The sequence below is a fragment of the Sulfitobacter sp. GN1-4 genome (genome assembly GCF_055693825.1).
In genome coordinates, this window is sequence record NZ_JBVFUQ010000003.1 from 2,620,033 (window position 1) to 2,645,893 (window position 25,861).

The 25,861-nt window shown below is 60.3% G+C and carries 18 protein-coding genes and 4 pseudogenes; 5 read left to right on the forward strand and 17 right to left on the reverse strand.

Annotation, left to right across the window (positions count from 1 at the left end):
- Positions 1–182 precede the first annotated feature (182 nt).
- Positions 183–835: pseudogene (locus ACZ1HM_RS13555) on the reverse strand (GntR family transcriptional regulator).
- A 104-nt stretch (positions 836–939) separates the two neighbouring features.
- On the opposite strand from ACZ1HM_RS13555, the gene ACZ1HM_RS13560 reads away from it, so the two are divergent.
- Together ACZ1HM_RS13560 and ACZ1HM_RS13565 are read left to right on the forward strand one after the other, a co-directional pair.
- Positions 940–1,587, forward strand: a complete 648-nt coding sequence (locus ACZ1HM_RS13560) for a pyrimidine 5'-nucleotidase (protein WP_472743235.1) — start codon at positions 940–942, stop codon at positions 1,585–1,587.
- Between the two features lie 9 nt (positions 1,588–1,596).
- The gene (locus ACZ1HM_RS13565) at positions 1,597–2,817 is read left to right on the forward strand and encodes a UbiH/UbiF family hydroxylase (protein ID WP_472743236.1); all 1,221 of its coding nucleotides are present in this window, start codon (positions 1,597–1,599) and stop codon (positions 2,815–2,817) included.
- Positions 2,818–2,884: 67 nt separating this feature from the next.
- Here the strand turns inward: ACZ1HM_RS13565 and ACZ1HM_RS13570 are convergent, their stop codons facing one another.
- From ACZ1HM_RS13570 to ACZ1HM_RS13580, 3 genes are all read right to left on the reverse strand, one after another.
- The gene (locus ACZ1HM_RS13570) at positions 2,885–4,009 is read right to left on the reverse strand and encodes an aminotransferase class V-fold PLP-dependent enzyme (protein ID WP_472743237.1); all 1,125 of its coding nucleotides are present in this window, start codon (positions 4,007–4,009) and stop codon (positions 2,885–2,887) included.
- Positions 4,010–4,131: 122 nt separating this feature from the next.
- Positions 4,132–4,587: an Lrp/AsnC family transcriptional regulator gene (locus ACZ1HM_RS13575; RefSeq protein WP_472743238.1), complete on the reverse strand. Its 456-nt coding sequence runs from the start codon at positions 4,585–4,587 to the stop codon at positions 4,132–4,134.
- Positions 4,584–5,039 carry an Lrp/AsnC family transcriptional regulator gene (locus ACZ1HM_RS13580; RefSeq protein ID WP_472743239.1) on the reverse strand — a complete coding sequence of 152 codons (456 nt, stop codon included), beginning with the start codon at positions 5,037–5,039 and terminating at the stop codon, positions 4,584–4,586. Before ACZ1HM_RS13580 ends, ACZ1HM_RS13575 begins: the two co-directional genes overlap by 4 nt.
- 135 nt (positions 5,040–5,174) lie before the next feature.
- Here ACZ1HM_RS13580 and ilvC point away from each other — a divergent pair, with 135 nt between their 5' ends.
- Entirely contained in the window at positions 5,175–6,197 is a 1,023-nt protein-coding gene (ilvC, locus tag ACZ1HM_RS13585) for a ketol-acid reductoisomerase (RefSeq protein ID WP_472743240.1), read from the forward strand.
- A 101-nt stretch (positions 6,198–6,298) separates the two neighbouring features.
- Complete coding sequence (locus ACZ1HM_RS13590; RefSeq protein WP_472743241.1) at positions 6,299–7,222, forward strand: DMT family transporter; 924 nt, start codon at positions 6,299–6,301, stop codon at positions 7,220–7,222.
- Positions 7,223–7,279: 57 nt separating this feature from the next.
- On the opposite strand, the gene glmM is transcribed toward ACZ1HM_RS13590, so the two are convergent.
- The 8 genes and pseudogenes from glmM to ACZ1HM_RS13630 all read right to left on the reverse strand — a co-directional run bounded on the left by glmM (position 7,280) and on the right by ACZ1HM_RS13630 (position 17,854).
- A complete protein-coding gene (glmM, locus tag ACZ1HM_RS13595; RefSeq protein WP_472743242.1) occupies positions 7,280–8,638 on the reverse strand; it encodes a phosphoglucosamine mutase in 1,359 nt (452 codons plus the stop codon).
- 4 nt (positions 8,639–8,642) lie between these two features.
- Positions 8,643–9,677, reverse strand: coding sequence for a dihydropteroate synthase (gene folP, locus ACZ1HM_RS13600; RefSeq protein ID WP_472743243.1), 1,035 nt, complete (start codon positions 9,675–9,677; stop codon positions 8,643–8,645).
- Positions 9,674–10,596 (reverse strand): annotated as a pseudogene (locus ACZ1HM_RS13605) (dihydroneopterin aldolase). The gene folP and the pseudogene ACZ1HM_RS13605 overlap by 4 nt, the downstream one beginning before the upstream one ends.
- 136 nt (positions 10,597–10,732) lie before the next feature.
- A complete protein-coding gene (locus ACZ1HM_RS13610) occupies positions 10,733–11,377 on the reverse strand; it encodes a cell wall hydrolase (RefSeq protein ID WP_472743244.1) in 645 nt (214 codons plus the stop codon).
- A gap of 129 nt (positions 11,378–11,506) precedes the next feature.
- Positions 11,507–14,074, reverse strand: a complete 2,568-nt coding sequence (locus ACZ1HM_RS13615; RefSeq protein WP_472743245.1) for a putative PEP-binding protein — start codon at positions 14,072–14,074, stop codon at positions 11,507–11,509.
- 66 nt (positions 14,075–14,140) lie between these two features.
- Positions 14,141–16,204: a glycine--tRNA ligase subunit beta gene (glyS, locus tag ACZ1HM_RS13620; RefSeq protein ID WP_472743246.1), complete on the reverse strand. Its 2,064-nt coding sequence runs from the start codon at positions 16,202–16,204 to the stop codon at positions 14,141–14,143.
- A gap of 61 nt (positions 16,205–16,265) precedes the next feature.
- Positions 16,266–16,781, reverse strand: a complete 516-nt coding sequence (locus ACZ1HM_RS13625) for a DUF6446 family protein (RefSeq protein ID WP_472743247.1) — start codon at positions 16,779–16,781, stop codon at positions 16,266–16,268.
- A complete protein-coding gene (locus ACZ1HM_RS13630; protein WP_472743248.1) occupies positions 16,778–17,854 on the reverse strand; it encodes a glycine--tRNA ligase subunit alpha in 1,077 nt (358 codons plus the stop codon). Before ACZ1HM_RS13630 ends, ACZ1HM_RS13625 begins: the two co-directional genes overlap by 4 nt.
- A gap of 154 nt (positions 17,855–18,008) precedes the next feature.
- Here ACZ1HM_RS13630 and ACZ1HM_RS13635 point away from each other — a divergent pair, with 154 nt between their 5' ends.
- On the forward strand, positions 18,009–19,775 hold the full coding sequence (locus tag ACZ1HM_RS13635) for a serine protease (RefSeq protein ID WP_472743249.1): 1,767 nt from the start codon (positions 18,009–18,011) through the stop codon (positions 19,773–19,775).
- Positions 19,776–19,835: 60 nt separating this feature from the next.
- Here the strand turns inward: ACZ1HM_RS13635 and ACZ1HM_RS13640 are convergent, their stop codons facing one another.
- The 5 genes and pseudogenes from ACZ1HM_RS13640 to metZ form a co-directional block, all read right to left on the reverse strand.
- Positions 19,836–21,428 (reverse strand): thiamine pyrophosphate-binding protein, encoded by a 1,593-nt coding sequence (locus ACZ1HM_RS13640; protein WP_472743250.1) that lies wholly within the window; start codon positions 21,426–21,428, stop codon positions 19,836–19,838.
- Positions 21,428–22,877, reverse strand: a pseudogene (locus tag ACZ1HM_RS13645) (TrkH family potassium uptake protein). Before ACZ1HM_RS13645 ends, ACZ1HM_RS13640 begins: the two are co-directional and overlap by 1 nt.
- Positions 22,878–22,998: 121 nt before the next feature.
- A complete protein-coding gene (locus ACZ1HM_RS13650; RefSeq protein ID WP_472743251.1) occupies positions 22,999–23,241 on the reverse strand; it encodes a DUF1127 domain-containing protein in 243 nt (80 codons plus the stop codon).
- Positions 23,242–23,410: 169 nt separating this feature from the next.
- Positions 23,411–24,505, reverse strand: coding sequence for a GTP cyclohydrolase FolE2 (gene folE2 / locus ACZ1HM_RS13655; protein ID WP_472743252.1), 1,095 nt, complete (start codon positions 24,503–24,505; stop codon positions 23,411–23,413).
- Positions 24,506–24,621: 116 nt separating this feature from the next.
- Positions 24,622–25,799: pseudogene (gene metZ / locus ACZ1HM_RS13660) on the reverse strand (O-succinylhomoserine sulfhydrylase).
- Between the last annotated feature and the right edge of the window lie 62 nt (positions 25,800–25,861).

Sequence of the window (25,861 nt, forward strand, 5' to 3'; positions counted from 1 at the left end):
TGGCATATCGCTTTATGCTGTTTCCGGCCAAGAACACCGCCATCTGATGTGGTGGGTCTTCACCACGCCGCTTTATTTCGCGATGGGCTTTTTTGCTGCAGCCAAAGGAGTTTATGAGGCAATCCTAAGCCCGTTTTATTGGGACAAGACCCAGCATGGCGTGACGCCTTTGTCAGATGGGCTTAGCCCTCCTGCTCAAGCCGCGCCGCCTCTTGTTTCAGCCGGGTCACAAACGCCACCGAAATATGAGATTTCAGCGCCTCGTCCGCCCCATCTTCGTCCCGCGCCTCAATCATTGCGACGATCTTGGCGTGCTCGGCCTGGGCAATCTCCCCCGTCCCTCAGCGGCAAGCGACGTCGTCGCCATAAGCGCCATGGAGCGGTAGACCAGATCAAGCTGCTGCACCAAATAGCGGTTGTGCGAGGCAAGGTGGATCTGCTTGTGAAACCGCCGATTGTTGCGCGACAGGGCGATGGGATCGCCTATCAGGGCGTTGTCCGCCTCCACCATCTCACGCAGGACGCGCATTTCTTCTGAGGTCGCATGACGCGCGGCAAGACGAGCGGCCAGACCTTCCAGCTCACCGCGCACCGCATAAAGCTCAGCCGTTTGGTTGTGATCAAGCGAGGCCACAATCAGGCTGCGCCCTTCGCGGGCCAGCAGGGATTGCGTCTCAAGCCGCTGCAGCGCCTCCCGGATGGGGGTGCGCGATACGTTGAACCGCTCAGCCAATTCGCTTTCCACCAACCGGTCACCGGGCCGGAAGACACCGGTGTCAATGGCATCGAGGATCATTGAATAGGCGTCCGTCGGTCCAGGTTTCGAAACAGGCATCAGTCATTTCCCAAGTTTTGCGACACTTTAGCGCGCCCGCTTCATTGCGCAAGCCGCCGTGCGTGCCACTTGCGGCGCGCCAGCAAACCGCCTAACCAACCCCAATGCCACGCGATGCTTTCTCTCATGTTGAAACCTGGGTTTTTGATCTCGACAATACCCTTTATCCGCCATCCGCGCGGCTTTTTGACCTGATCGAAGTGCGCATGACGGCCTGGGTCATGCGGGCGCTGGATGTGGACGCCAAAGAAGCAGACCGGCTGCGCGCGCTTTATTGGCGCGAACATGGCACAACGCTGGCCGGTTTGATGCGCGTGCATGATGTGGATCCGGCCCCCTATCTGGAAGACGTGCACGACATCTCCATGGATCGGCTTACCCCTGATCCAACGCTGGCGGCGCGCATCGCGTCCCTGCCGGGCAGGCGCATCGTCTACACCAACGGCTGCGCGCCCTATGCCGAACGGGTGCTGGCCGCGCGCGGGCTGTCGGGCCTTTTTGATGCGGTCTATGGGGTGGAGCACGCAGGCTATCACCCAAAACCGGACCGGGCCGCCTTTGAGGCGGTGTTCACCACCGACGGGATCGACACAGCCACAGCCGCGATGTTCGAAGACGAACAGCGCAACCTTGCAGTGCCCCATGCGATGGGTATGCGCACGGTCCATGTGGCCCCTGACCGCCATGCGGCGGACCATATTGATTATCACACGGACGATTTGTCTCGTTTTCTTGGCCAGCTCACCGATTAGGTATGCGGCATGATATATGATTGCGACATCCTCATCTCTGGCGGCGGCATTGCCGGACTGACCGCTGCGGCGGCCTTTGGCACCGCAGGCTTTGACGTCATTTGCGTCGATCCCACCCCGCCCATCACTGACAGGGATGCCTCTGGGGCGGACATGCGTTCCACCGCGATGCTGCAACCGGCCAAGGCGGTGCTGCAGGACGCCGGTGTCTGGGACGCGCTCGCCCCTCATGCCGCCGATCTGCAGATCATGCAGGTAATTGACGCAGGCGGAGAAGACGCCACCCCCAGAGTGGCCCGCGCGTTCAACGCGGCTGAGATTTCGGATCTGCCCTTCGGCTGGAACTTTCCCAATTGGCTGCTGCGGCGCGCTCTGGTGGCCCGGCTGGAGGCTTTGCCAAACGTGGATTTCCGCCCCGGCACGGGGACAACGTCGCTCTTCACCCGCACCGCTGGCGCGAAGGTGGGGCTGTCGGATGGCACCAAGATCACAACCAAGCTGGTGATTGCCGCAGACGGGCGCGCCAGCCCGATGCGCCAGGCCGCAGGCATCGCCGTCAGCACGCGCCGTTACGGGCAAAAGGCGCTGGCCTTTAGCGTGACCCACCCCATACCGCACGACAATGTCTCAACCGAAATTCACCGCACCGGCGGCCCCTTTACCCTGGTGCCCCTACCCGACCGGGATGGCCAGCCCAGCTCAGCTGTTGTCTGGATGGACGACGGGGCCAAGACACAGGCCCGCGCCCAGATGCCCGTCGCAGCCTTTGAGGCAGAGATCACAGAACGCTCTTGCCAGCTGCTGGGGCCTTTGACCCTTGTCAGCAAACGCGACACCTGGCCCATCATCAGCCAACATGCGCACCGCCTGTCCGGCGAGCGGATTGCCCTGATTGCTGAGGCCGCCCATGTTCTGCCGCCCATCGGGGCGCAGGGGCTGAACATGTCCCTGCAAGACCTTGCGACGCTTTTGCAGCTGGCCCAGAAGGACCGCGCCACCCTAGGCGATGCCGCCATGCTGGAGGCCTATCACAAAGTGCGCTTTGGCGACATTCAGCTGCGCATAAATGGCATCGACATGCTGAACCGAGTTTCACAGGCCAGCCATCCGCTGGCGCGGGACATGCGCGCCAAGGGGTTGGACACGCTTTATGCCCTACCGGCTGTGCGCAAAATGCTGATGCAAATGGGACTTGGCGTGCGCGACAGCGAAGGCCCCAAGGCAGGCTAATCGCGCAGCAGGCCGTTACACCTGCCCGCGCACCCCCGTCACCGCAGTGCGGCGCGCCTTGGTCTTTTCAAAGAACGTCTTCGACAACCGGGGCCAAGCGGTTCAGCGTGCCCTCAACATCATAAAGCTTGTCGAGCCCAAAGAGACCCAGACGGAAGGTGCTGAACCCCTCAGGCTCTCCCACCTGCAACGGCACACCGGCGGCGATTTGCATCCCCTGCGCCATGAATTTCTTGCCGTTCTGTATCTCAGGATCGCTGGTGTAGCTAACCACCACACCCGGCGCGCCATAGCCGTCGGCGGCCACAGAGGTGACGCCCTTGTCGCCCAGCATCTTGCGCACGCCATCACCCAATTGCCACTGCGCCTCTTTCAGGCGCTCAAACCCGTAGTTCTTGGTCTCAAGCATCGTGTCGCGGAACATCCGCAGCGCATCTGTTGGCATCGTCGCGTGATAGGCGTGACCGCCGTCTTCATAGGCCTTCATGATCGCGCGCCACTTGCCCAAATCAATCGCAAAGCTGTCTGATGTGGTCTCTGCCAGACGCGCCTCAGCGCGGGCCGACATCATGACCAAACCCGCCGCAGGCGATGCGGACCACCCCTTTTGCGGCGCAGAGATCAGCACATCGACCCCAAGGCCCTTCATATCAATCCACGCACAGCCAGAGGCGATGCAATCAAGCACCATCAGCGCATCCACATCATGCGCCGCCTTGGCCATTTCCGCGATGTAGTCATCGGGCAGGATCACCCCGGCGCTGGTTTCCACATGAGGCGCAAAGACCACCTGCGGCTTTTCTTCGTGAATGGCGGCCACCACATCTTCGATCGCTGCGGGCACGAAAGGCGAGGTTGCCGAATTGCCCTGCTGGCGCGCTTTCAAAACGGTTGTCTTATTGGTCAGCCCGCCTGTTTCGATGATCTGAGACCACCGGTAGGAAAACCACCCATTGCGCACGACAAGCGCATCAGCACCACGGGCAAACTGCCGGGCCACGGCTTCCATGCCAAAGGTCCCGCCACCGGGGATGACGGCCACTGCATCGGCCTGATAGACCTCTTTCAGCATCTCGGAAATGTCGCGCATCACCTGCTGAAACCCAGCCGACATGCTGTTGAGCGAGCGGTCGGTGAAAACCACGGAAAACTCTTCCAAACCATCAGGATCAACGGTGTTCAACAGGGCCATCTTTTATTCCTCCACATCTGATTGGGCAGGAAATAAAGCGCAGGCACGGGATGTGCAAAGTCTATCTTGGTATACAATCGCGTCAGCTTCGCCGCGGCGTTTCCTTTCGGCACACCGCGTTCCTATAGCGGGCCGGGGCGCTGTTCTTCGCTGAGCAGCACATTCGCCTCAACCTCTCCGGCACCGGGCAATGTCATGATCCGACGGCGCAAAACCCGTTCGAAATCAGGCAGGTCGCGCGCCACCACCCGGAGGCGATAATCATAAAGCCCCAGCACATGCTCCACCGTTTGCACCTCAGGGATGGCCGCCACCGCCCGTTCGAAATCTTCCAGCGACACGCGGCCCTTGGTGGCCAGCTTGATGCCCAAAAACACCGTCACCCCAAAGCCCAGCTTTTCGGCATCAAGCCGCAAGCGTTTGCCGCGCAACACGCCGGCCTCTTCCAAGCGCTTGATCCGCCGCCAGGTCGCAGGCTGGGACAGACCAAATTGTTTGCCCAAGGCGCTGGCCGACTGGCGCGCGTTTTGCGCTAGGGCGCGCAGAAGTTGGCGGTCAATGCTGTCCAGCTCAATCACAGCGGCAGCGCCTCTTCGGTTTTGATCGGTGCCACCAGCATCAACGCCTCAATATCCGCGATATGCGGCAGGGTCAGGATGCGGCTGCGGTAGATCTGTTGGTAATGTGCCATATCCCGCGCGATGATCGACAGGCGCGCATCGACACGGCCCAGAAAAGTCTGCACCTCAATCACCTCAGGCACCTGCCGCGCCTCAGCAAGGAAACGGTCAAAGGCGTTGCCTTGGGTCTTGTCCAAGGTCACGCGCAGCGACACCTCAACGGCATAGCCAAGTGCCGCCCAATCAATCACCGCTTCGACACCTTTGAGGATACCCTCATCCTCCAGCCGCGCCATCCGCCGGTTCAGCTTGCCCAGGCTCATGCCGCAGCGGTCCGCCAATTCACCTGGGGACAAACTCGGCTCAGCCTGCCAATACCGCAACAACCGTCGATCCTGATCATCAAGCATGATTTTTCCGCAAATCGTGATTTATACGAATTATGCGCTTCATCTTTCTAATACAACTCAAAATTCCAACACTCACAACTCAGGCAGAACGGCCTATGGTGCGCGGCAGACAGACACCAACCAAAGGATAAAACCATGCGCGTTTATTACGACCGCGATTGCGACGTGAACCTGATCAAGGACAAAAAAGTCGCCATCCTGGGCTACGGCTCACAGGGCCACGCCCACGCCCTCAACCTGCGCGACAGCGGAGCGAAAAACCTCGTTGTGGCGTTGCGCGAAGGCTCCCCTTCTGCGGCCAAAGCCGAAGGCGAAGGCCTGCAGGTCATGGGCATCGCCGAAGCGGCGGCTTGGGCTGACCTGATCATGTTCACAATGCCCGATGAGCTTCAGGCAGAGACATACAAGAAATACGTGCACGACAACATCCGTGAAGGGGCTGCCATCGCATTCGCCCACGGTTTGAACGTGCACTTTGGCCTGATTGAGCCCAAAGAAGGCGTGGACGTCATCATGATGGCGCCCAAAGGCCCCGGCCACACCGTGCGCGGCGAATATGCCAAAGGCGGCGGCGTGCCTTGCCTGGTTGCGGTGCACAACGATGCCTCCGGCAAAGCGCTGGAAATCGGCCTGTCCTATTGCTCCGCCATCGGTGGCGGTCGCTCCGGCATCATTGAAACCAACTTCCGTGAGGAATGCGAAACCGACCTCTTTGGTGAACAGGCCGTGCTTTGCGGTGGCTTGGTTGAGCTGATCCGCATGGGCTTTGAGACCCTGGTTGAGGCAGGTTACGCGCCTGAGATGGCCTACTTTGAGTGCCTACACGAAGTGAAGCTGATCGTGGACCTGATCTATGAAGGCGGCATCGCCAACATGAACTACTCCATCTCCAACACAGCCGAATACGGTGAATATGTCTCCGGCCCACGTGTGCTGCCTTACGATGAAACAAAGGCCCGCATGAAAGCGATCCTGACAGACATCCAGACCGGCAAGTTCGTGCGTGACTTCATGCAGGAAAACGCCGTGGGTCAGCCGTTCTTTAAAGGCACGCGCCGTCTGAACGACGAACACCAGATTGAAGAGACCGGCGAAAAGCTGCGCGGCATGATGCCTTGGATCTCTGCGGGCAAAATGGTCGACAAATCCAAGAACTAAAACGTCTTGGGGCCTGGCCGTGTGTCAGGCCCCAACACCCCTCGCGTTTGGGCGCACCACTTTGCGCGTTGACGCAGCCGCAGCCGCCGCTTAAGCGGGGCATGGCCCAACCCCCAGAAATTACATATAAAAGCTGGCTGATGGTCATAACGCTTGCCTTTGTTTGGGGCGGGACGTTTCTGGTGACCGAAATCGCATTGACCGGGATGACCCCATTCTGGCTTGCCGCGTCCCGGATCGGACTTGCCGCCGGGGTCATGAGCGTGATCTGGGCCAGCCGAGGCTTCCCGCTTTTTACCGCACCGGCCAGCTACCGGGACCATCTGTTCATGCTGTGCCTCATGGCCGCACTCAGCTCAGCCATGCCGTTTGCGTTGCTGGCCTGGGGCCAACAATACGTCACGGCCGGGTTTGCCGGTGTCTCTATGGCTTCTGTGGCGCTGATCGTCCTGCCGCTGGCCCATGTCTTTGTCCCAGGGGAACGAATGACACTGCGCCGCGCGGCGGGCTTTATTATCGGATTTGTCGGCGTGGTCATTTTGATTGGCGGCCAAGCCTTTGAAAGCTCTGGCGAAAACCTTGAAACCGCAGGCCGGATTGCCTGCGTTGCAGCAGCGGCCTGTTATGCGGTCCAATCCATCCTGATGCGCCGCTTGCCGGCGGTGGATGCCATCGGATTGGCCAGCGTTTTGGTGATCATCGGGGCCGCATTCAGCATCCCGCTGGCCTTTGCCATCGAGGGCGCGCCGCCCCTGCCCGATGCAAAGACGCTGTGGGTGCTGGCGTTTCTGGGCCTTGTGCCGACGGCTGCGGCCAATTTCCTGCGTGTTCTGGTGATCCGCACCGCAGGGCCGGTTTTCATGTCTTTGGTGAACTACCAGGTGCCGGTCTGGTCCGTGGTTCTGGGCGCGCTGTTTCTGGCTGAACCACTGCCGCCTTCGCTGTTATGGGCGATGGTATTGATCTTGGGGGGGCTGGCGCTGAGCCAGTTTGGCGCGCTGCGCCGTCTGTTCAGCCGGTCCTGACGGGCATCAGTGGGGGGGCATCAGGCCCGCATCACGCCACATCAGCCAGGTTGGATTTCACTCAGAGACAGCCGCCTCCACGGCTTCGACCACCCGGTCAACTGAGCGTTCCATCAGTGCTGCATCTTCATGTTCGGCCATCACCCGCACCAGCGGTTCTGTCCCTGATTTGCGAATAAGAAGCCGCCCACGCCCCGCAAGCTCTGCCTCTGCAGCGGCAATCGCGGCTTTCACGGCGTCCGCTTCAAGCGGCGTCTGACCTGCGGAAAACCGTACATTTTTAAGAAGTTGCGGCACTTTCTCAAACTGATGCATCAACTCGGATGCAGGCTTGGCCGAGCGCAGCATTTCCGCCAAGAACTGCAACCCTGCCATCAACCCATCGCCGGTTGTCGCGTGATCGGTCATTACGATGTGGCCTGATTGCTCTCCGCCGAGGTTAAAGCCACCTTCCCGCATCCGCTCAACCACATAGCGGTCGCCCACCGCAGTGCGTTCAAGACCCACGCCGCGCGCTGCCAGAAAATGCTCAAGCCCCAGATTGCTCATCACCGTGGCCACCAGCGCATCCCCGCGCAGCCGGCCCTCTTCGGCCCACCGCGCGGCCATCAGGGCCATAAACTGATCCCCATCACCGACCTGGCCCTTTTCATCAATCAGGATGACGCGGTCTGCGTCGCCGTCCAGACAGATGCCAACATCAGCCCCATGCGCCACCACGGATTCCGCCGCCATCTGCGGCTGCGTTGATCCGCAGCCCTTGTTGATGTTCAGACCATTCGGGCTGACGCCTACCGGGATCACCTCTGCCCCCAACTCCCACAGTGCCATGGGAGCCACGTGATAGGCCGCGCCATTGGCGCAATCGACCACCACCTTAAGCCCATCAAGGCGCATCTGCCTGGGAAAGCTGGACTTTACCCGCTCAATATAGCGATAGCGGCTGTCGTCGATGCGCTTGGCGCGGCCAATTTCGGTGGCCGCCGCAGGCTCAACCCCGCCTGAAACCAGCGCCTCAATCTCATGCTCCACCGCGTCTGAGAGTTTATAACCATCGGGGCCAAAGAATTTGATGCCGTTGTCATGCGCCGGGTTATGGCTGGCTGAGATCATCACCCCAAGATCCGCGCGCATTGAGCGGGTCAGCAAGCCAACGGCGGGCGTGGGCACAGGGCCCAGCAACAGCACGCTCATCCCCGTGCTGGTCAGCCCGGCGGTCAGGGCGTTTTCGAACATATAGCCAGACAGCCGCGTGTCTTTGCCGATCACCACGCGGTGCACGCCCTTGCCGTCACGGCGGAACCGCTGCCCCACGGCGGCCCCGATCCGCAGCGCCATATCCGCCGTCATGGGATGGGTGTTGGCCGTGCCGCGCACCCCATCCGTGCCAAAAAGTGATGTGGCTGCCCCGCTCATATCTTCACCCTTCTGTCTGCCATTGCCCTGTCATTGCTGCCTGCCAGAGGGCAATCGCCTGCCAAGTCTGGGCCACATCATGCACCCGCAGGATCTGAATACCATGAGAAAGTGCCGCCAGGGCCACTGCCATGCTGCCCGGCGCGCGGGCCTTTGCCTCAGGCGCTTGGCCGATGGTGCCGATAAAGCGCTTGCGCGAGGCCCCCAGCAAGATCGGAACGCCCAGGCTGTGAAAGAGGCTTAGCCGCGCCAAAAGCGCCAGGTTATGGGCCAAGGTCTTACCAAAGCCGATGCCAGGATCTGCAATGATGCGGTCTTTGCTGATGCCAGCAGCCGTCAGCGCCGCAATCTGGCGGTCGAGAAAGTCATAAACATCGAGCAAGACATCCTCATATTGCGGATCTTGCTGCATCGTGGCCGGATCCCCCAGCGCATGCATGACGCAGACGGGCACGGATTTTTCAGCCGCCAGCGGGGCCAAGCCCGGGTCATATGTGAAGCCTGAGACATCGTTGATCAGCCCTGCCCCCGCCCCCACAGCAGCAGAAGCAACAGCGGCTTTGCGGGTGTCAATTGAGATCAGCGTCTGAACCCCAGCCGCTTTAAGGCCAGCAATGACAGGTTCAGTGCGCGCAGTTTCAACTGCTGGCTCGATGGTGTCGGCCCCGGGCCGGGTGGATTCGCCGCCAATGTCGAGAATATCAGCGCCCGCATCCCGCATCGCCATGCCAGAGGCAATCGCGTCCGACGCTGCGGCATGATCGCCACCGTCAGAAAAGCTGTCTGGTGTCGCGTTCAAAATGCCCATAAGGCGCGGACGCTCCAGCGAGAGGCCTGAGACGGCGCGCCGGGGCGCGGTCAGCGCCATCAACACGTCTGCGGGCAAGGCTTCATGCGGCAGGATCTTTGGCGCGGCCTGGCGGTTTAACACCTCAACATGGGTGAACCACCCCCAACCACCGGCAAGCGGGGCAGCGCCCTCAGGCCGGTGCGGGCCCACTTGCACCAGGGGGCGGAAATAATCGCGGCTTGCGCTCACAATACCGCCTGGGTTTCAGGCACTACGCGCAAGGGAACGGAGACATCGCTGGGCACGTCGTCGCCGATCACCACCATTTCTTGTGCATCAAAGGTGGCGGCGAACCACGCCGCCAGGGCGACCGCATCGCGGGGCTGTGCCGACGGGGTATCGACGGAATCCAAAACCACCTTGGACGGTGCCCAAACGCAGGTTTGGCCGTTCTTCATCCCCCAATCCAGCTCTGTGCGGGTTTCCACCACCACACAGCGGTCATCCTTGGAGGCCAAGACCCAAGCGTTTTGTTCAATCGCCAAAAGATCAATCCGCCGCTGCGCCATCTTATGGGGCACCTGAGGGGCGGGCGTATCGGAGGCACCGACACATAAGATCAGCGGCTTGTCTGAGGCTTCAAGTTGGTCCAGCCAGCCTTTCAGATGCGGCGAGGCGATGGCCCCCGTGCTGAGGTAGACCAACTGCGGCTGCGGGGCCTCTTCTTGTACCAACTCAGGCGTGGGCGCTGCTTCGCGGGCGCGCACAATCTCAACCCCCAAGGCACCGGGGCCACGGTCCAGCTTTTCGATGCGCACAAAGGCGCGGATGGCCTGAGGCTCCAGCAGTATGCGCTCTGCAACCCGTTCCGCCAACGTCTCAAGTAGGGCCAGCCGTTCAACGGCCAATTCTGTCGCGATGGCTTCGGTTACGCGGTCATAGCTTAGGATCCGGTCCACATCGTCATCAATCGGCCCACTGAGCGGGCGGACCTCAACAACGACGTTAAAACACACGCGCTGGGTCACCCCGCGTTCGGCCTGAAAGGCCCCAATCTCAACCTCGACGATATGATCGCGCAGGGAAATGCGATCCAATGGATCCCCCCTGCAGTCGCTTCCGCCCGTTCAGAAGGATGCGCAAAGGCAAGACGAACTTCGTTGGACATAAAACGGGCCTTTCCCTGCTGCGCCGGGCCGTGTCTAGCCTGCGTCGCACGAGCCTACCAGCCCGCAATAGTTGGCACCAGATTTTTGATCAGGCCCGTGGTGTGGGATCACCAACCGCGCGTCTGCGCGCCGTGCTTAGTTGGAGGCGGTGCGCCAGGTGTGGCGGTAGAACAGATGCACGCCGATCTTCGCGGTGCGCGTATAGACCCGTGACCAACGCGGGCGCACGGCAGTGGTGTGATAATGCGTTGCACCGTCGGTCAGTGCAGGCACCTTGCCGTCCAGCGTATAACGCGCAACCTTGCCGACCCGTGCAAACGCACGGGGTTCAGAGATCACCTCGGCATGGCCATCACAGGTATAGGTGAACTGGCATTGGTATTTCTTGCCCGTCCCCTGATTGATCACGCCGCAAGGCGTGTCCGGGAAACGGCCGCTTTTGACGCGGTTCATGATCACTTCGGCCACGGCAAACTGGCCTTTGACCGTCTCGCCGCGCGCTTCGAAATAAAGCGCCTCGGCCAGGCAGCGCCACTGCGCGGAGCCTGACGCCTTGGGCTGTGCATCAATCCAGCTGCGTGAGAACTTAACGTCGCTCGCGCCCGAGGGGGCCGCCGCCGTCAGCATCTTTTGCAGCCGTTTTTCGCCCGCTGCCTTCAGACCGTTCGCCTCAACCCGCCCCAGATCGGCGGCGATATCAGACGTGGCACCTGCCGTCAGCGGCAGGAAAGACAGGCTGCCTACAAGCAAGGCAGCAGCGGTTTTGCGAATTCGGGACATCAAGCAGCTCATCGGCAGTTTCGGACGGCGAGCGCTTAACCTCTTTGGCCTGATGGGTAAACCCGTGGCAGTTGCAGCACGCAACTTTCTGCCGGTTTCCACCTTTTGTAGCAGATAGGCGGGATGCCGCTACCCAATCTTGTGTTTGATGGCAAGTTGCGCTGCGGCAAGCCTTGCAACTGGAACGCGAAATGGACTGCAAGAAACGTAATCAAACCCCGCATCCCGACAAAATGCGATTGATTCGGGGTTGCCGCCATGCTCTCCGCAGAGCGACAGCGTGATGCCGGGTTGCGCCGCGCGGCCCCGCGCGGCCCCCAGCGTCAACAGCTCCCCCACACCGTCCAGATCCAACACATGGAAGGGGTCTTCGTTAAAGACGCCGCGCTGCACGTAATCGGACATGAACCGCCCGGCGTCGTCCCGCGACAGGCCATAGGTCATCTGCGTGAGGTCATTGGTGCCAAAGCTGAGGAAGGCGCAATTGGGCGCAATCTCAGCCGCGCGCAACGCTGCACGCGGAGTTTCGACCATGATCCCCAACCGGTAAGAGAATGTCGCGTCCCGTTCCGTGCGCACCGCAGCGGCAACCGCGTCAATGGAGGTTTTCACCAGCTCCACCTCACGGCGTGCAGACACCAAGGGGATCATGATCTCAGGCACCACCGGATCGCCCTCACGGCTGGCTTCAACCGTGGCTTCAAAGATGGCGCGGGCCTGCATTTCATAGATCTCAGGCATGGAGACACCCAGACGCACGCCGCGCATCCCCAGCATGGGGTTGTATTCGGTCATCGCCTCTATCCGGCGCGTCACGCTGGACAGCGGCAGATCAAGCGCATCGGCCAGCTCACGCTGGCCTGCGCGGTCCATCGGCAGGAATTCATGCAACGGCGGATCGAAAAGGCGGATGCAAACGGGCTGGCCTTCCATGATCTGGAAAAGCTCAATGAAATCGGCCCGCTGCATCGGCAAGAGCCGTTCCAAAACCGCGCGGCGGTCTTCCCCGGAGGCGGCAAAGATCATCTGCCGCATCACCGTCAGGCGCGCGCTATCAAAGAACATATGTTCCGTACGACACAGCCCAATCCCATGGGCGTTGAAATGCCGCGCCGTTTGGGCATCGCGCGGCGTATCGGCATTGGCGCGCACTCCGATGTCAGCGGCATCTTCGGCCCAGGCCATCAACTTGTTAAAGTTCTCATCCAAAGCGGCCTCTTGCATCTCAACGCTGCCGGCAATGACGTCACCGTTGGAGCCATCCACCGTGATCTCATCGCCTTCGTTGAACACCCGCCCGTCGGTTGAGACCAACTGCTTGCGCCGCAGGTTGAACTTCATGTTGGAGGCCCCCACTACGCAAGGCAGGCCCATGCCCCGGCCGATCACCGCCGCGTGGCTGGTGACCCCGCCGCGTTCTGTGACAACGGCAACCGCTGCCTGCATGCCGCGAATGTCCTCCGGCGTGGTTTCACGGCGGATCAGGATGCATTTTTCGTTGCGCGCGGCACTGGCCTGCGCCTCATTGCCGGAAAACACGATTTTACCTGTGGCGGCCCCTGGGCTGGCAGCGATCCCGCTGCCAATCACATCGCGTTTGACGCCCGGATGGATTTGACGGTGCAGCATCTCAGACAGGGTCCGGGGCTGCACGCGCATCAGCGCCTCTTGGCGCGGGATGATCCCGTCATCGGCCAGGGCCACCGCAATCCGCACCGCCGCGCGGGATGAGCGGGCGATGCGCACGCCATCGAGGATGTGCAGCGCGCCGTCATGAATGACAAATTCAACCTGCATCTCTGCGCGGAGCCGCTGGCGCATCAGCGTCGCGTGGGCGACCAGCTCTTTGAACGCCTCTGGCGCAAGCTCTTCCAGCGACGGGCCACGCGGGTCTTTGGTCAGATAAAGGGCTGCGGCATCACCGCCCAGCGCATCGCGGCCCTGACTTTGGCTAAGGTATCGCCCGGTGATCTGGGGCAGGCCGGTTTCGCTGGAGACCAGTTGCAGCACGCCAGAGCCGCACTGCCCCTTGCCCACGCCAAAGGCCATCTCTTGCACGACAAGGCCCAGGCCCGCATCCACCGGTGCCCCCTTGGCCTGGCGCAGCAACCGCGCTGATGTGCCATCCCAGGCCCGTGCCATTGACCGCAAAACCCCTGTCAGCTGAACCGCCGGGTCTTGCGGAAACGCCTCTTCGGTTTCCACCTCATAGGCATGCAGACTTTGCGCCAGGCCCGAGCGGCCATCCCCGCTGACATCATCGAACATATCAGGGTCAAGCCGTGCGACGTTGATCGCATAGGACTGCACAAAGCGGGTATAAAGGGCGGCGGCTGCATCTTCGCCAATGGTGCCGCACAGCTCTTCAAACCGTGTGTTGTTGATCCCGATGTTCAGCACAGCCCCCGGCCCGCCCCAATCAGGGTCCTGGCTGGAGGGGCGCACGCACATCAGCGCCCCTTGGGGCATTTCCCCAATCACCGCTGCCAGATCAGGCATATTTCCCTTGCCGATCCGCTGCACCGCATCAAACGACAGCGCCACCGTCCGGGGCACAGGCAAGTCCAAACGCACCAGCCTTTGCAAACACTTGGCCCGTCCGCCATGGGTTGCATTGGCGATCGGCGCGGTGGCGGTCACAAGGGTGGTATTTGGATTATTCTGCACTGCAGCACCTTTGGGTTTCAGGCGCAGCATAGGCGTTCTGCTTGGCCTGACAAGAGGCGAGTGTCACCAAAGCGTTACATCCGCTTTGTCATCCCGCTACCCGTCAATCCGGGTCAAATCGGCGACTGAGGAACAAATCTGCCGGATCTGGCTGAGGATATTCAGCCGGTTGCGCCGCACGGTGCTGTTGTCGCTGTTGACCTGAACCGCTTCAAAAAACGCATCAATCGGCCCCCGCAGGGCGGCCATTGCCGTCATTGCCGTGGTGAAATCCTGCTCGGCCATTGCCGGTTTGATCTGGGCCTCTGCCGCCTCAAGTGCGGCAAAGAGCGCGCGTTCTTCGTCCGTCTCAGCAAACTTTGCATCCGCGCCATAGGAATATTCCACCCCATCGGCATCCTCGGCCTGGGTCAGGATGTTGTTGGCCCGCTTGAACCCCTGAATGAGGTTTTCACCATCATCCGTGGCCAGCGTTTCAGAAAGCGCCTTGGCGCGTTTGACCAGCAATGTCAGATCATCGTTGCCGTCCATGGCGATGCAGGCGTCGATGATGTCGTGCCGCACACCTTGGTCGCGCAGGTATACTTTGAGACGGTCGTGGAGGAAGGACAGCAGGTCTGCCGCATCAGCCCCAGCATGTGCGCTTTGTACGACATCCACAAACCGGAGAGAGAGATCATTCTCAATGAGGATACGGATCACCCCCAAAGCCGCCCGGCGCAGCGCAAAGGGGTCTTTCGACCCCGTGGGCTTTTCATCAATCGCCCAGAAGCCCGCCAACTTGTCGATCTTCTCTGCCAGCGCCACCGCCACAGAAACCGGGGCCGTGGGCACATCATCTGACGGTCCAAGCGGCGCATAATGCGCCTCTGCCGCCGCGGCCACCTCCTCAGGTAGGCCCGCCGCCTGGGCATAATAGCGCCCCATCAGCCCCTGCAGCTCAGGGAATTCATAGACCATCTCGGACGACAGATCCGCCTTGGCCACCCGGGCTGCCTGCTCTGCCAGATCGGCATCCGCGCCAACCATCGGGGCGAGCGCACGCGCGAGCACGGCCATCCGCTCAATCAGCTCAGCCTGGGTGCCCAGCTTGTTGTGAAAGGTCACATTTTCCAGCGCCTTGACCCAAGTGGCCATGCCCGCCTCAGACTGCGCGACGCGCAGATCGTTCTCCCAAAAGAACTTGGCATCCGCCAGCCGGGCCGAGAGCACCTTTTCATTGCCCGCCAGGATCGTGGCCCCATTGTCCGCCGTGGTGCGGTTGGCCACTGTGATGAATTTTTCAATCCGCCCGGTTTTGGGGTTTTTCACGGAAAAGAACTTCTGATGCTCTTTCATGGAGGTCTGCAAAACCTCCGGCGGCAGCCCCAGGAAATCATCGCCAATCGGCCCCATCAGCACGACGGGCCATTCCACCAGCCCTGCAACCTCGGCCAACAGCCCCTTGTCCTCAACAACTTCCAGACCATTTGCAAAGGCCATGTTGGTGGCATCGTTCCAAATCGTCTCGGCCCGCGCCTCTGCACGCAGGACCACATGGGCGCGCGCCAGCTTGGCCTCATAATCTTCAAACCCGGTCACAGTGATGGGATCTGGTGCCAGGAACCGGTGGCCATAGGTCACATCACCCGCCACAATCCCGTCCACGTCCAGAGGCACAACCTCAGCCCCTTCCTCAGCCGACATCACAGCAATGATGGAATGCAAAGGCCGCACCCAGCGCAAAGATCCCGCGCCCCAGCGCATCGACTTGGGCCAAGGGAAATTCCGCACGGTTTGTTCCAACACCTCAGCCACGATCTCAGCCGCCGGGCGGCCCGGCTTGTTGATCTTGGCAAAAAGCACCTTGCCCTTGGGCGTGTCGCGCTCTTCCAGATCCGCGCGCGTCACCCCTGCCCCGCGCAAGAAACCTTCGATGGCCTTCTCAGGCGCATCGGCTTTTGGGCCTTTGCGCTCTTCCACAACTGACGGGCTGGCCGCCAACATATCCTCAACCGTCAAGGCCAAGCGTCGGGGCGTTGAGAACGCCGCTGCTGAGGCATAGGTCAAATCGGCCTCAACCAAACCATTGGTCACAAGCTTCTTCAGATCCTCAGCCGCACGCGCTTGCATCCGGGCCGGAATTTCTTCGGAAAAAAGTTCAATCAACAGGTCGGGCACGGGCGTTCCTCGGGCAGATCATTCACGGGGGGGATAACGGGGTGACAGGCAGGCGTCTAGCCTATTGGTTGGGCAAGGGCGGGCATTCCTCACCCACAATGGTGCCGTCATAGGCTTTCTCGCCGCAATCATTCAGCTCATGCCAGACATAGCCGCGGCCATCGTCGGTGATGGCCACCAGCCGGTCGACGCCAAAATGCACGTTCTTGCCGCCCAAAAACGCAAGCGCCGTGCCCGCCTCCAACGCCTCAGCAATGGCTGCGGCATCAAAGCAGTCAAACCACCCCGGCGCATTGCGCGGGGTCGCCTCATCCACCAGCACATAGGTTTCGGTCAAAAACGCAAGGCTCTGCGCGGTGGTGAAACACGCCCTGTAACGGATGGGTGAGCTGTCTGCATCAATCGCCTGAAAGTTATCAAAAACGATGCTTTCCGGTGCCTCAGTGACAAGAGAGACCAGCTGCACGTCTTCCTCATAGACCGCCTCATAAAACCCGTAGATCTGCAAATAATAAAGCGCCCCACCGGCGATGGCTGCAGCAATCAAGATCACGATCCCTATGATTTTCCCACTCATACCGGCACATACCCCCCACACGGGCTGCCCAGCACACACCGGCCCGCCACCCGGGCGCACCGCTGCGCTTCATCTTTCCAATAAAACTCAAATGCCCCGCCCGCCACAGGCGCAGCACAGGCGGCACCCACGACCCTAGGCTGCATCCGCGCGCCACCCCCGGCGCGGGTCTGCACAAAGGCATCGGCACACATCTTGGCCAAGGCCCGCACCCGCCCGATATAGGCCTGGCGTTCGGTGACCGAAATCACGCCCCGCGCGTCCAGCAGGTTGAACATATGGCTGGCCTTGATGCATTGATCATAAGCCGGATGCGCCATCACGATCCGCTTGCCTGTCTTGGGATCCTCTGCAGGCTGCGACAGGATGGCCTGGCAATGCGCCTCGGCCTCTTCAAACTGGCGCAACAACACTTCGGTGTTGGCGGTATCAAAATTCCAGCGTGCGTATTCTTCTTCGGTCTGTTTGAACACATCGCCATAGCTCAGCTCAATCGCGCTGCCCGGATCGTTAAACGGCATGTCCATCACATGATCCACGCCCAGCACATACATCGCCAACCGCTCCAACCCATAGGTCAGCTCGCCCGAAACCGGGTGGCAATCATGCCCGCCGACCTGTTGAAAATAGGTGAACTGGCTGACTTCCATGCCATCACACCAGACTTCCCATCCCAGACCCCAAGCGCCCAGGGTCGGGCTTTCCCAATCGTCCTCAACAAAGCGGATGTCATGCATCTCCATGTCGATGCCAATCGCGGCCAAAGATCCCAGATAAAGCTCTTGCAGGTTGGGCGGGCTGGGTTTGATCAGTACCTGGTACTGGTAATAATGCTGCAAGCGGTTCGGGTTCTCGCCGTAGCGGCCATCGGTGGGCCGGCGCGACGGTTGCACATAGGCCGCCGCCCAAGGCTGCGTGCCCAGGGACCGCAGGGTTGTGGCGGGATGAAACGTGCCTGCGCCCACTTCCATGTCATAGGGCTGCAAAACAGCGCAGCCTTGCTGCGCCCAGTAGCTTTGCAGCGCCAGAATAATGGACTGAAAGGAACGTGGTTTTTCCATCGGTGCGGACATCAGATCGCCTCTTGCTGAATGCGTTGTCTACCTACGGCGCGCACCCTTGGGCGTCAATTGCATCGGTGCCACAAAATCGCCCTGGCAAGCATGGCGTTCCCAGCGGTTTCCTGCTTATCTGCGCCAACCTTTGAATCACAGTAACTGGTATTCCATGACGCGCTTTTTCCCCGTTCTTCTGGCTTTTTCGATGCTGATCATCACTGCCTTGCCACAGGCGGCAAAGGCGCAATCACCAGACGACATCGTCTGGGTGCAGATCGAAGCCCAGCCAAGCCTGGCGCTGGCCACAACCCGCGCGCGCGCCTATGCCGCACAGTTGGAGGACGTGAACGGGTTTTCTTTGGGCGGCGGCTGGTACGGCATCGCGGTTGGGCCCTACCGGCGCGCGGATGCCGAAATTGTCCTGCGCACCTACGTGCGCGACCGGATCGTGCCGCGCGACAGCTTTATTCAGCAATCAGACGGGTTTCGCCAGCAATTCTGGCCCGTCGGGGCCAACGTGCTGAACCGAGGCGTGGTTGAGGCCCCCTCATCTGTGGCAACCACACCCACTGCGACGGTAACCGAAGATGCCACACCAGAGCCCCCCGAACCCGCGGATGAGACCCCGGCAGAGGCACGCCGCAGTGAACGCGCCTTGTCAGCAGATGAACGTAAAGCCCTGCAAATCGCGTTGCAGTGGGCAGGCTATTATGACGCCGCAATTGATGGTGCCTTTGGCCGTGGTACCCGACGCTCCATGTCGGACTGGCAAGAGGCCAATAACTTTGAAGCCACAGGCGTTCTGACCACGCTGCAACGCGCGGCCCTGCTGCGCCAATATAATGCGGTTCTCGAAGGTCTGGGGTTGCAGGTTGTGCAAGATCAGGATGCGGGCATCGAAATGATCATGCCCACCTCTGAGGTGGCTTTTGCCCGCTATGAAGCTCCCTTCGCCCATTACGACAGCACCGGCGACATCGGTGCGCGTGTGATCCTAATCTCACAGCAAGGCGATCAGAACACCCTTTTTGGGCTGTATGATATCCTCCAGACGCTGGAGATTGTCCCACTAGACGGGCCGCGCGAACGCAAAAACAACTCTTTTGAAATCATCGGCGAAAATGCCCGGATTGTGAGCCAGACGCAGGTGTCTTTGAAAGACGGCCAGGTCAAAGGGTTCATGCTGATCTGGCCTGCAGGGGACGAAGACCGCCGCCGCCGTGTTATGGCTGAAATGGCCAAAAGCTTTACCCGTCTGCCAGGCGCGCTGGATCCAGCGGCGGGCAATGACGCAGAACAGGCGATTGACCTGGTGTCAGGGCTGCAGGTACGGCAGCCCAAAATCTCGCGCTCGGGCTTTTTCATCGACGACAAGGGCAGCGTGCTGACCACATCTGAGGTTGTCGGCTCTTGCGGGCGGCTGACCGTTGATGGCGACACCGAAGCGCAGGTCGCGGTGCAGGACAGCACCCACGGCTTTGCGATCCTGACACCACAAAGCGCCCTGTCGCCGTTGGCGGTGGCCAGTTTTGATCTGGCAACGCCCCGGCTGCAATCCGAAGTGTCCGTGGCAGGCTATTCCTACGAAGGCGTGCTCAGTGCGGCCACGCTGACCTTTGGCAAGATTGCTGACGTCAAAGGGTTGCGCGGCGAGGAAACGTTGAACCGGCTTGAGATGCGCGCGCAGCCCGGCGATGCAGGCGGGCCGGTTTTTGATGCGGCAGGCAGCGTCGTGGGCATGTTGCAGACCCCAGCGCAAAGCACACAGCAACTGCCCGAAGACGTGCGTTTTGCCGTGGATGCGTCCGTGATTGCCGAGGCCGCAGCGCAAGCGGGCATTCAGCTGGCAGCCTCCGCACAAAGCGGCGCGATCGCCCCGCGTGATCTGCGTTTGGCGGCGCAGGGCATGACCGTGCTGGTCAGCTGTTGGGAATAACCGCCCGGGGGGATCTGATCCCGGCGCGGTCTAGGCCCGCCCAAAGGTGCGGCATTTATCCTAACGGTGCGCAATCTCAGGCGTGAGGTAGACCAGCGTGGGCCCATCTGCCGCGAATGCCGCGCGCACGGCCTCTTGCATCTCGGTCAACGTCTTGGGGGCCGCTGCATAGGCACCAAAAGCCTCAGCCAGTTTGACGAAATCAGGGTTGCGCGCCACCACGGCATTGGGGGCAATTTGCGCGCGCACCATGCTTTCCTCAATCTCTTTCAGCTTGCCATTGTCCCAAAGAATAATCGGGATCGGCAACCCCAACTCAACCGCGACGCCCAGCTCTTGCATGGTGTAGTGAAAGCCGTAATCCCCAATAATCGCCACTGTTGGCAATCCCTGGCGTGCAACCGCGCCGCCGATTGCGGCAGGCGTGGCGTAGCCCAAGGTGCCAAAGCCCGTGGGGTGATGCCAATGACCGGGGCGGTCCATGTCCCAGACCTCTTTCGCGGTATAGGCAAATTGCGTCATGTCTGAGTAGATCATCGTGCCCTCAGGCAATGCCGCACGCAAAGCATCCGCGACCGGCACAATACCGGGGCGCTCTGCGTCCGTTTCGGCGCGCCAGCGGGCACGGGTGGCAGCGATGTCCTTGGCCGACCAAGCTGCTTGGCGCTCTGTCATAAGCGGACGTATGGCTTCAAAAAACAGGCCCGCATCACATTTGATCGCGTCATCCTGGCCGCCGCGTTTGGCCAGCACCTCATCATCAATGTTGATGTGGATGCAGGGGGTGTTCCCGCCCAGCTCGGCCCGCCACAAATCAACCTCAGCCAGGTCCGTGCCAACGGTGACAATCAGATCAGCCTCAGCACAGATCGCGGCACTGTCAGGACGCGCAAGAAAGGCGCCATAGTGCAGCGGATCATCCACAATCACGCCGCGCCCGGCATAGCTGGTGAAGGAAGCAGCACCTGAGGCCCGAATAACCTCAGCAACCTGTCCGCCTGAACGTGCGGCGCCGCCGCCCAGAATAAAGAGCGGCTTTTGCGCGGCCATGAGACGATCCGCAAATGCCTGCGCCACGTCTGGATGCGGCGGCGTGCGCGTGCCCGGTAGGCGGCTTGCCGCATCCCAGCCCTGGGTTGCCGCCCCTTCCAGCTGTGCAATGGGCACCTGGATATGTTTGGGACGTGGCCGCGCGGATTGAAATTCGCCAAACGCGCGGTCAATCAGGCCGTAGGCCGCCTCTGGCGAGCGCGCTTCTTCGGACCAGTCGCAGACAGCTTCTGCTGCGGCCCGCTGATCTTTCATCTGGTGCAGCTGCCCCCGTTTGGCGGCCACTTCGTCCAAACAGGACGAAATCACCAGCACCGGCACACTGTCAGAATAGGCCTGGCCCATGGGTGTCATGATGTTGCACAGCCCAGGCCCCGTGATCACATAGGCCACGCCGGGCTTGCCCGAGGCGCGCGCATAACCATCCGCCATGAACCCCGCGCCTTGCTCATGCCGGGCCAGCACATGTTGGATCCCGGCCTCTTCTATGCCGCGGTACATTTCCTGATTGTGAACCCCAGGTATGCCAAAGATGACATCAACGCCCCGGTCTTTGAGCATGTGTGAGATTTGTGCGCCCAAGGGCCGCGTTTGGTCAGCCATCAGGCCCTCCAGAACTTAACAGTGAGAATGACATAGACCGCCAACAGCTCCAACCGGCCCAGCAGCATCGCAAAGCTCAGCACCCATTTGGCCGTGTCGTTGAGGCTGGCGAAATTGCCCGCAGGCCCAATGACCGGCCCCAGACCTGGCCCGATGTTCGCCAATGCCGCTGCCGCCCCCGAAACGGAGGTGATGAAATCAAGGCCCGTCATGCTGAGCACCACAGCCACCAGGCCCAGTGTCACGATGAAGAACATGAAAAACGACATCACTGAGCTGAGAACATCCTGCCCCACCGGGCGGCCGTCATAGCGGGGCGTGAATATACCATGCGGTGAGCGGATGCGGCGCAGCTGCGAGCGGATTGAGGCAAAGAGCAATTGGTAGCGGAAGATTTTGATCGAACAGGCTGTTGAGCCCGCACAGCCCCCGATGAGGCCGATAAAGAAGAACAACGCCACCGCAAAAGCCCCCCATTGCATGTAATCAACCGAGGCATACCCGGTGCCCGAGATGATCGACACAATGTTGAACAACCCCTGCCGAAAGCTTTGCTCCCAGGGGGTGGCCCATTTGGTTGCGCAGCAGGAAAACCGCGATGGCGACAAGGATCAGAACGGTCAACAGAAACCCGCGCACCTGCGGATCACGGTGCAGCGCCATTGTGTTCCCGTTCAGCAGTTGGACATAGCGCACAAAGGGCAATGCCGCGAGGATCATAAAGAGCGAGGCGACATATTCCCCCGCCCCCGAGAACGCGCCAAAAGACGCGTCATAATTGGCAAAACCGCCCGTGGCGATGGTGGTCAGCGCGTGGACTGTCGCGTCAAACACGCTCATCCCGACGGCCAGATAGCTGAGCACGCAGGCGATGGTGAGCCAAAGGTAGATAACGGAAATCTGGGTGGCGATCTGACCCGCGCGGGGCAGGATTTTGCCAAAGGTGTCAAAGCCTTCGGATTTAAAGATCTGCATCCCGCCGACTTTCAGCTCTGGCAGGAACACCATGGCCACAACGATGATGCCGACCCCGCCCAGCCACTGCAAAATACCGCGCCACAGCAGGATGCCTTTGGGTAGCTCATCAAGCCCGGACAGAACCGTGGACCCTGTGGTGGTCAGCCCTGACATCGCCTCAAAGAAGGCGTCGGTAAAGTTTGAACCGGTTTCCCCCAGCATAAAGGGGATGGCCCCAAAAATCGGCAGGGTCAGCCACACACCCGTGGTCAGCAAAAAGGTCTGCTGAATGGTCAAACCTTCGCGCACCCCATTGGCGCAAGCCAGCGCAATCATCCCGCCCACAAAGGTGGTGATCAGCGCGGCTTCTGCGAACACCAGCCAGTGGCCACGGTTTTCGGCCACATCGACCAGCAAGGGCAGCACCATGGCCACGCCCAGGACGGCCACCAACAGGCCAATAACATATCCAACAGGGCGCAAGTCCAGCATGGTCGCAGCGTTGGCGCGGGCACGCAGCGGTGTCAAGCGCGCTGCGGCTTTGATGGCCAGCAAATGCACCTCGGGGGCCAGCCCCTAGATGCGTTTGAGCCTTTGTCAGGTCTGCGCGCGCTTAGTCGGCCAGGAAGACGTGGCGCACGATATTTTCGCGCTTGATGCCCAGTTCTGCCAATTGCGTGTCGGACAGCGCCTCCAGATGTTGAACCATCTCATAGCGCATGCGCGCCATAGAGGCGTCAATCATGAATTGGAATACCACGCGCACAGCCGAACCGATGCCGTTTGCGATTTTGCCGACAAAGGATGCCCCTGCGTTCAGGGTATCGGAATGAGGAGTTACAGTTTGATAAGCCATTGTTTTCATCTCAAAAGGACGTTTTCTCCACCCTGATCGATAGATAGGTCAGCCGGGCCCGTATCAGTACCGACAATTCTGCATACCCGCTGCCCATGCCGCGCAACAAAGCTGCAAACGCAAAAGGCCGCCCCACGGGCGGCCCTTTCAAACGCTGTGCCAGATGGCGTTAGCCGACGTGGAAGAGCGTGTTAAAGAGTTTCGGATCAATGCTTTGCATCTCAAAGGTTGGCCCCTCGGTCAGCACTGAAATCGCATCATGGCTGTGCAGGCTTTCCTGATGCGACGCGATCACCCGGAAATCGCCAACGCGTGGATCGGCCTGCAATTGTTCACAGAAAAGCCGTGCTGCGTCTTCGACAAAGATCGGGTTTGCGGCGTTCAGCTCAGCAAAGGCCTGTTCATCCTCGCGCTTTACCATCACCTGTGTCTCCGTTGGGACAGCACGACGGCAAGCGTCAATCAGGTCTTCAAACCACAACCGCGGGCTGTCGCCTTCCATCACCGCAGAAACCCGCGCAACAGAGCGTTGGGAATGCGGTGTGGCCAGCTGACCGCGCGTGGCGCGGGCATGCTCTGACAGTTCCAGCGAACAGGGGCAGGTGCTGGAATAGACATAATCGAGGTGAATGATCTTTTGCCGCACACCGTCTTTTTCGACCAATTCAAGTGCGACGTCATAATACTGGTAACCAGACAGGCCAGAGCGCAGGCTTTCGATCTTCATCGGGAAGCTGAAGCGCATCTGAATGCGCGCATCCATGCTTTCCAGATCGGCCTTATAGTCATCCAGCGCGCTTTCGATCACATCAAAGCTGAACGTCCGTTCTGCGTGCTTGTAAAAGCTGCGCATGATGCGGGACATGTTGATGCCCTTCTTATCCGCCTCAAGGCTGACAGAGCCAGTGATGGACGTCTCAAGCGTGATGTCGCCATTGTCGCGCGTGTTGAAACCGATGGGCAATCGGAAATTGGAAATGCCCACATGCTGAATTTGCTTTTTCGCACCGCGGATCAGGCTGGATGGCCCGTTTTGCAGGTCTGGCAGAGAGCTTTTGTAGGCATCCCCCACCGCAAAATCATCTGGGTAGACGCGGTTGAACTCAGGATAGCCAGGCTCATCACCGATCAGCCGTGCGACCGCAGGGTCAAGCTGCGCGATTTCAGCGGCAGAGGCACCCGCCGCCCACGCCTTGAGCGTCGCCAGAGCTTCTTGCGCCTCGGACCGTTCTGGCGCTTTTTCCACAGAAGTGATTGCATTCATGGGCTTAGCCCCCTTATCAACCTGTGGTCCTTACTTAGGGTGCAGGCCAAAGATAACCAACTAATATGTCATTTTGGCACAGGCGCTGGCGTTAAGCCGCTGCAAAACCGACGTTTTCACTGCAATAACGCCTGCTCAAAATCAGCGATCAGATCCTCTGGATCCTCCAGACCCACCGAAACACGGACCAATCCGGGCGTGATGCCAAGCGCATCTTTCTGATCTTGGGGCAGCCGTTGGTGCGTGGTGAAAGCAGGCGGGGTAATGATGGTTTTCGCGTCCCCAAGGTTATTGGAGATCACCCCGATCTTGCAGGCATTCAGAAATCGGTAAGACGCCGCTTTGCCGCCCGCGACTTCCAAAGCCAGCATGGTGCCCCCTGCCCCCATTTGCTGCATTGCCAGCGCATGTTGCGGATGGCTTTCCAGGCCCGGATAGATCACCTTGCTTAGCTTTGGGGACTTAGCCAGCGCTTGGGCGAGTTTCTGCGCCGTCTGCGTTTGTGCCGCCACACGCAGGCGCAACGTCTCTAACCCTTTCAGCATGATCCAGGCGGTGAACGGGCTCATCGAGCCGCCTGTATGCTTCATATAGGGTTCAATCGTTTTGCGGATCAGCTCACGCGTTCCCATGATCACGCCGCCCAGGGCCCGGCCCTGCCCATCCACATGTTTGGTGGTAGAATAGACAACAAGATCAACGCCTTGCTCAACCGCTTTGGAATAGATTGGCGTGGCAAAGACATTGTCACAGACAACCAAAGCGCCCTGACGGTGGGCCAGCTCAGACACGGCTTTGATGTCCACCAACTCCAAGGTGGGGTTGGACAGGGATTCAAAAACACCGCTTTCGTATCTGGCCGGATCGCGGCCTCCCACTGGCTGAGGTCACTGCCATCGACAAAGGTAACCTCAACCCCGAAACGCGGCAGGATCTCTTCCGCGATATAAAGGCAAGAGCCAAAAAGCGCGCGCGCAGAGACGACATGATCGCCCGCTTTGAGCAGGGACATGAGCGCACCATTTACGGCCGCCATGCCAGAGGCAGTAGCAAATGCGTCTTCGGTCCCCTCCATCGCGGCCATGCGTTCTTCGAACATCGCGACTGTGGGATTGCCGTAGCGGGCATAGATGAATTCATCCGGCCCTGCCGCTTCAAACCGCGCTTCGGCCTGTTCTGCGGTGTCGTAGACAAACCCTTGGGTCAGAAAAATCGCCTCTGACACCTCACCGTATTGGCTTCGCCGCGTGCCAGCATGCACCGCCTTGGTGCCTTTGCGCCACGTATCGCTCATTACTTTATCCTTCCCGGCCTGCCAAACAGGCACAAAAAAACCCCAGACGCGGCCAAGCGAAA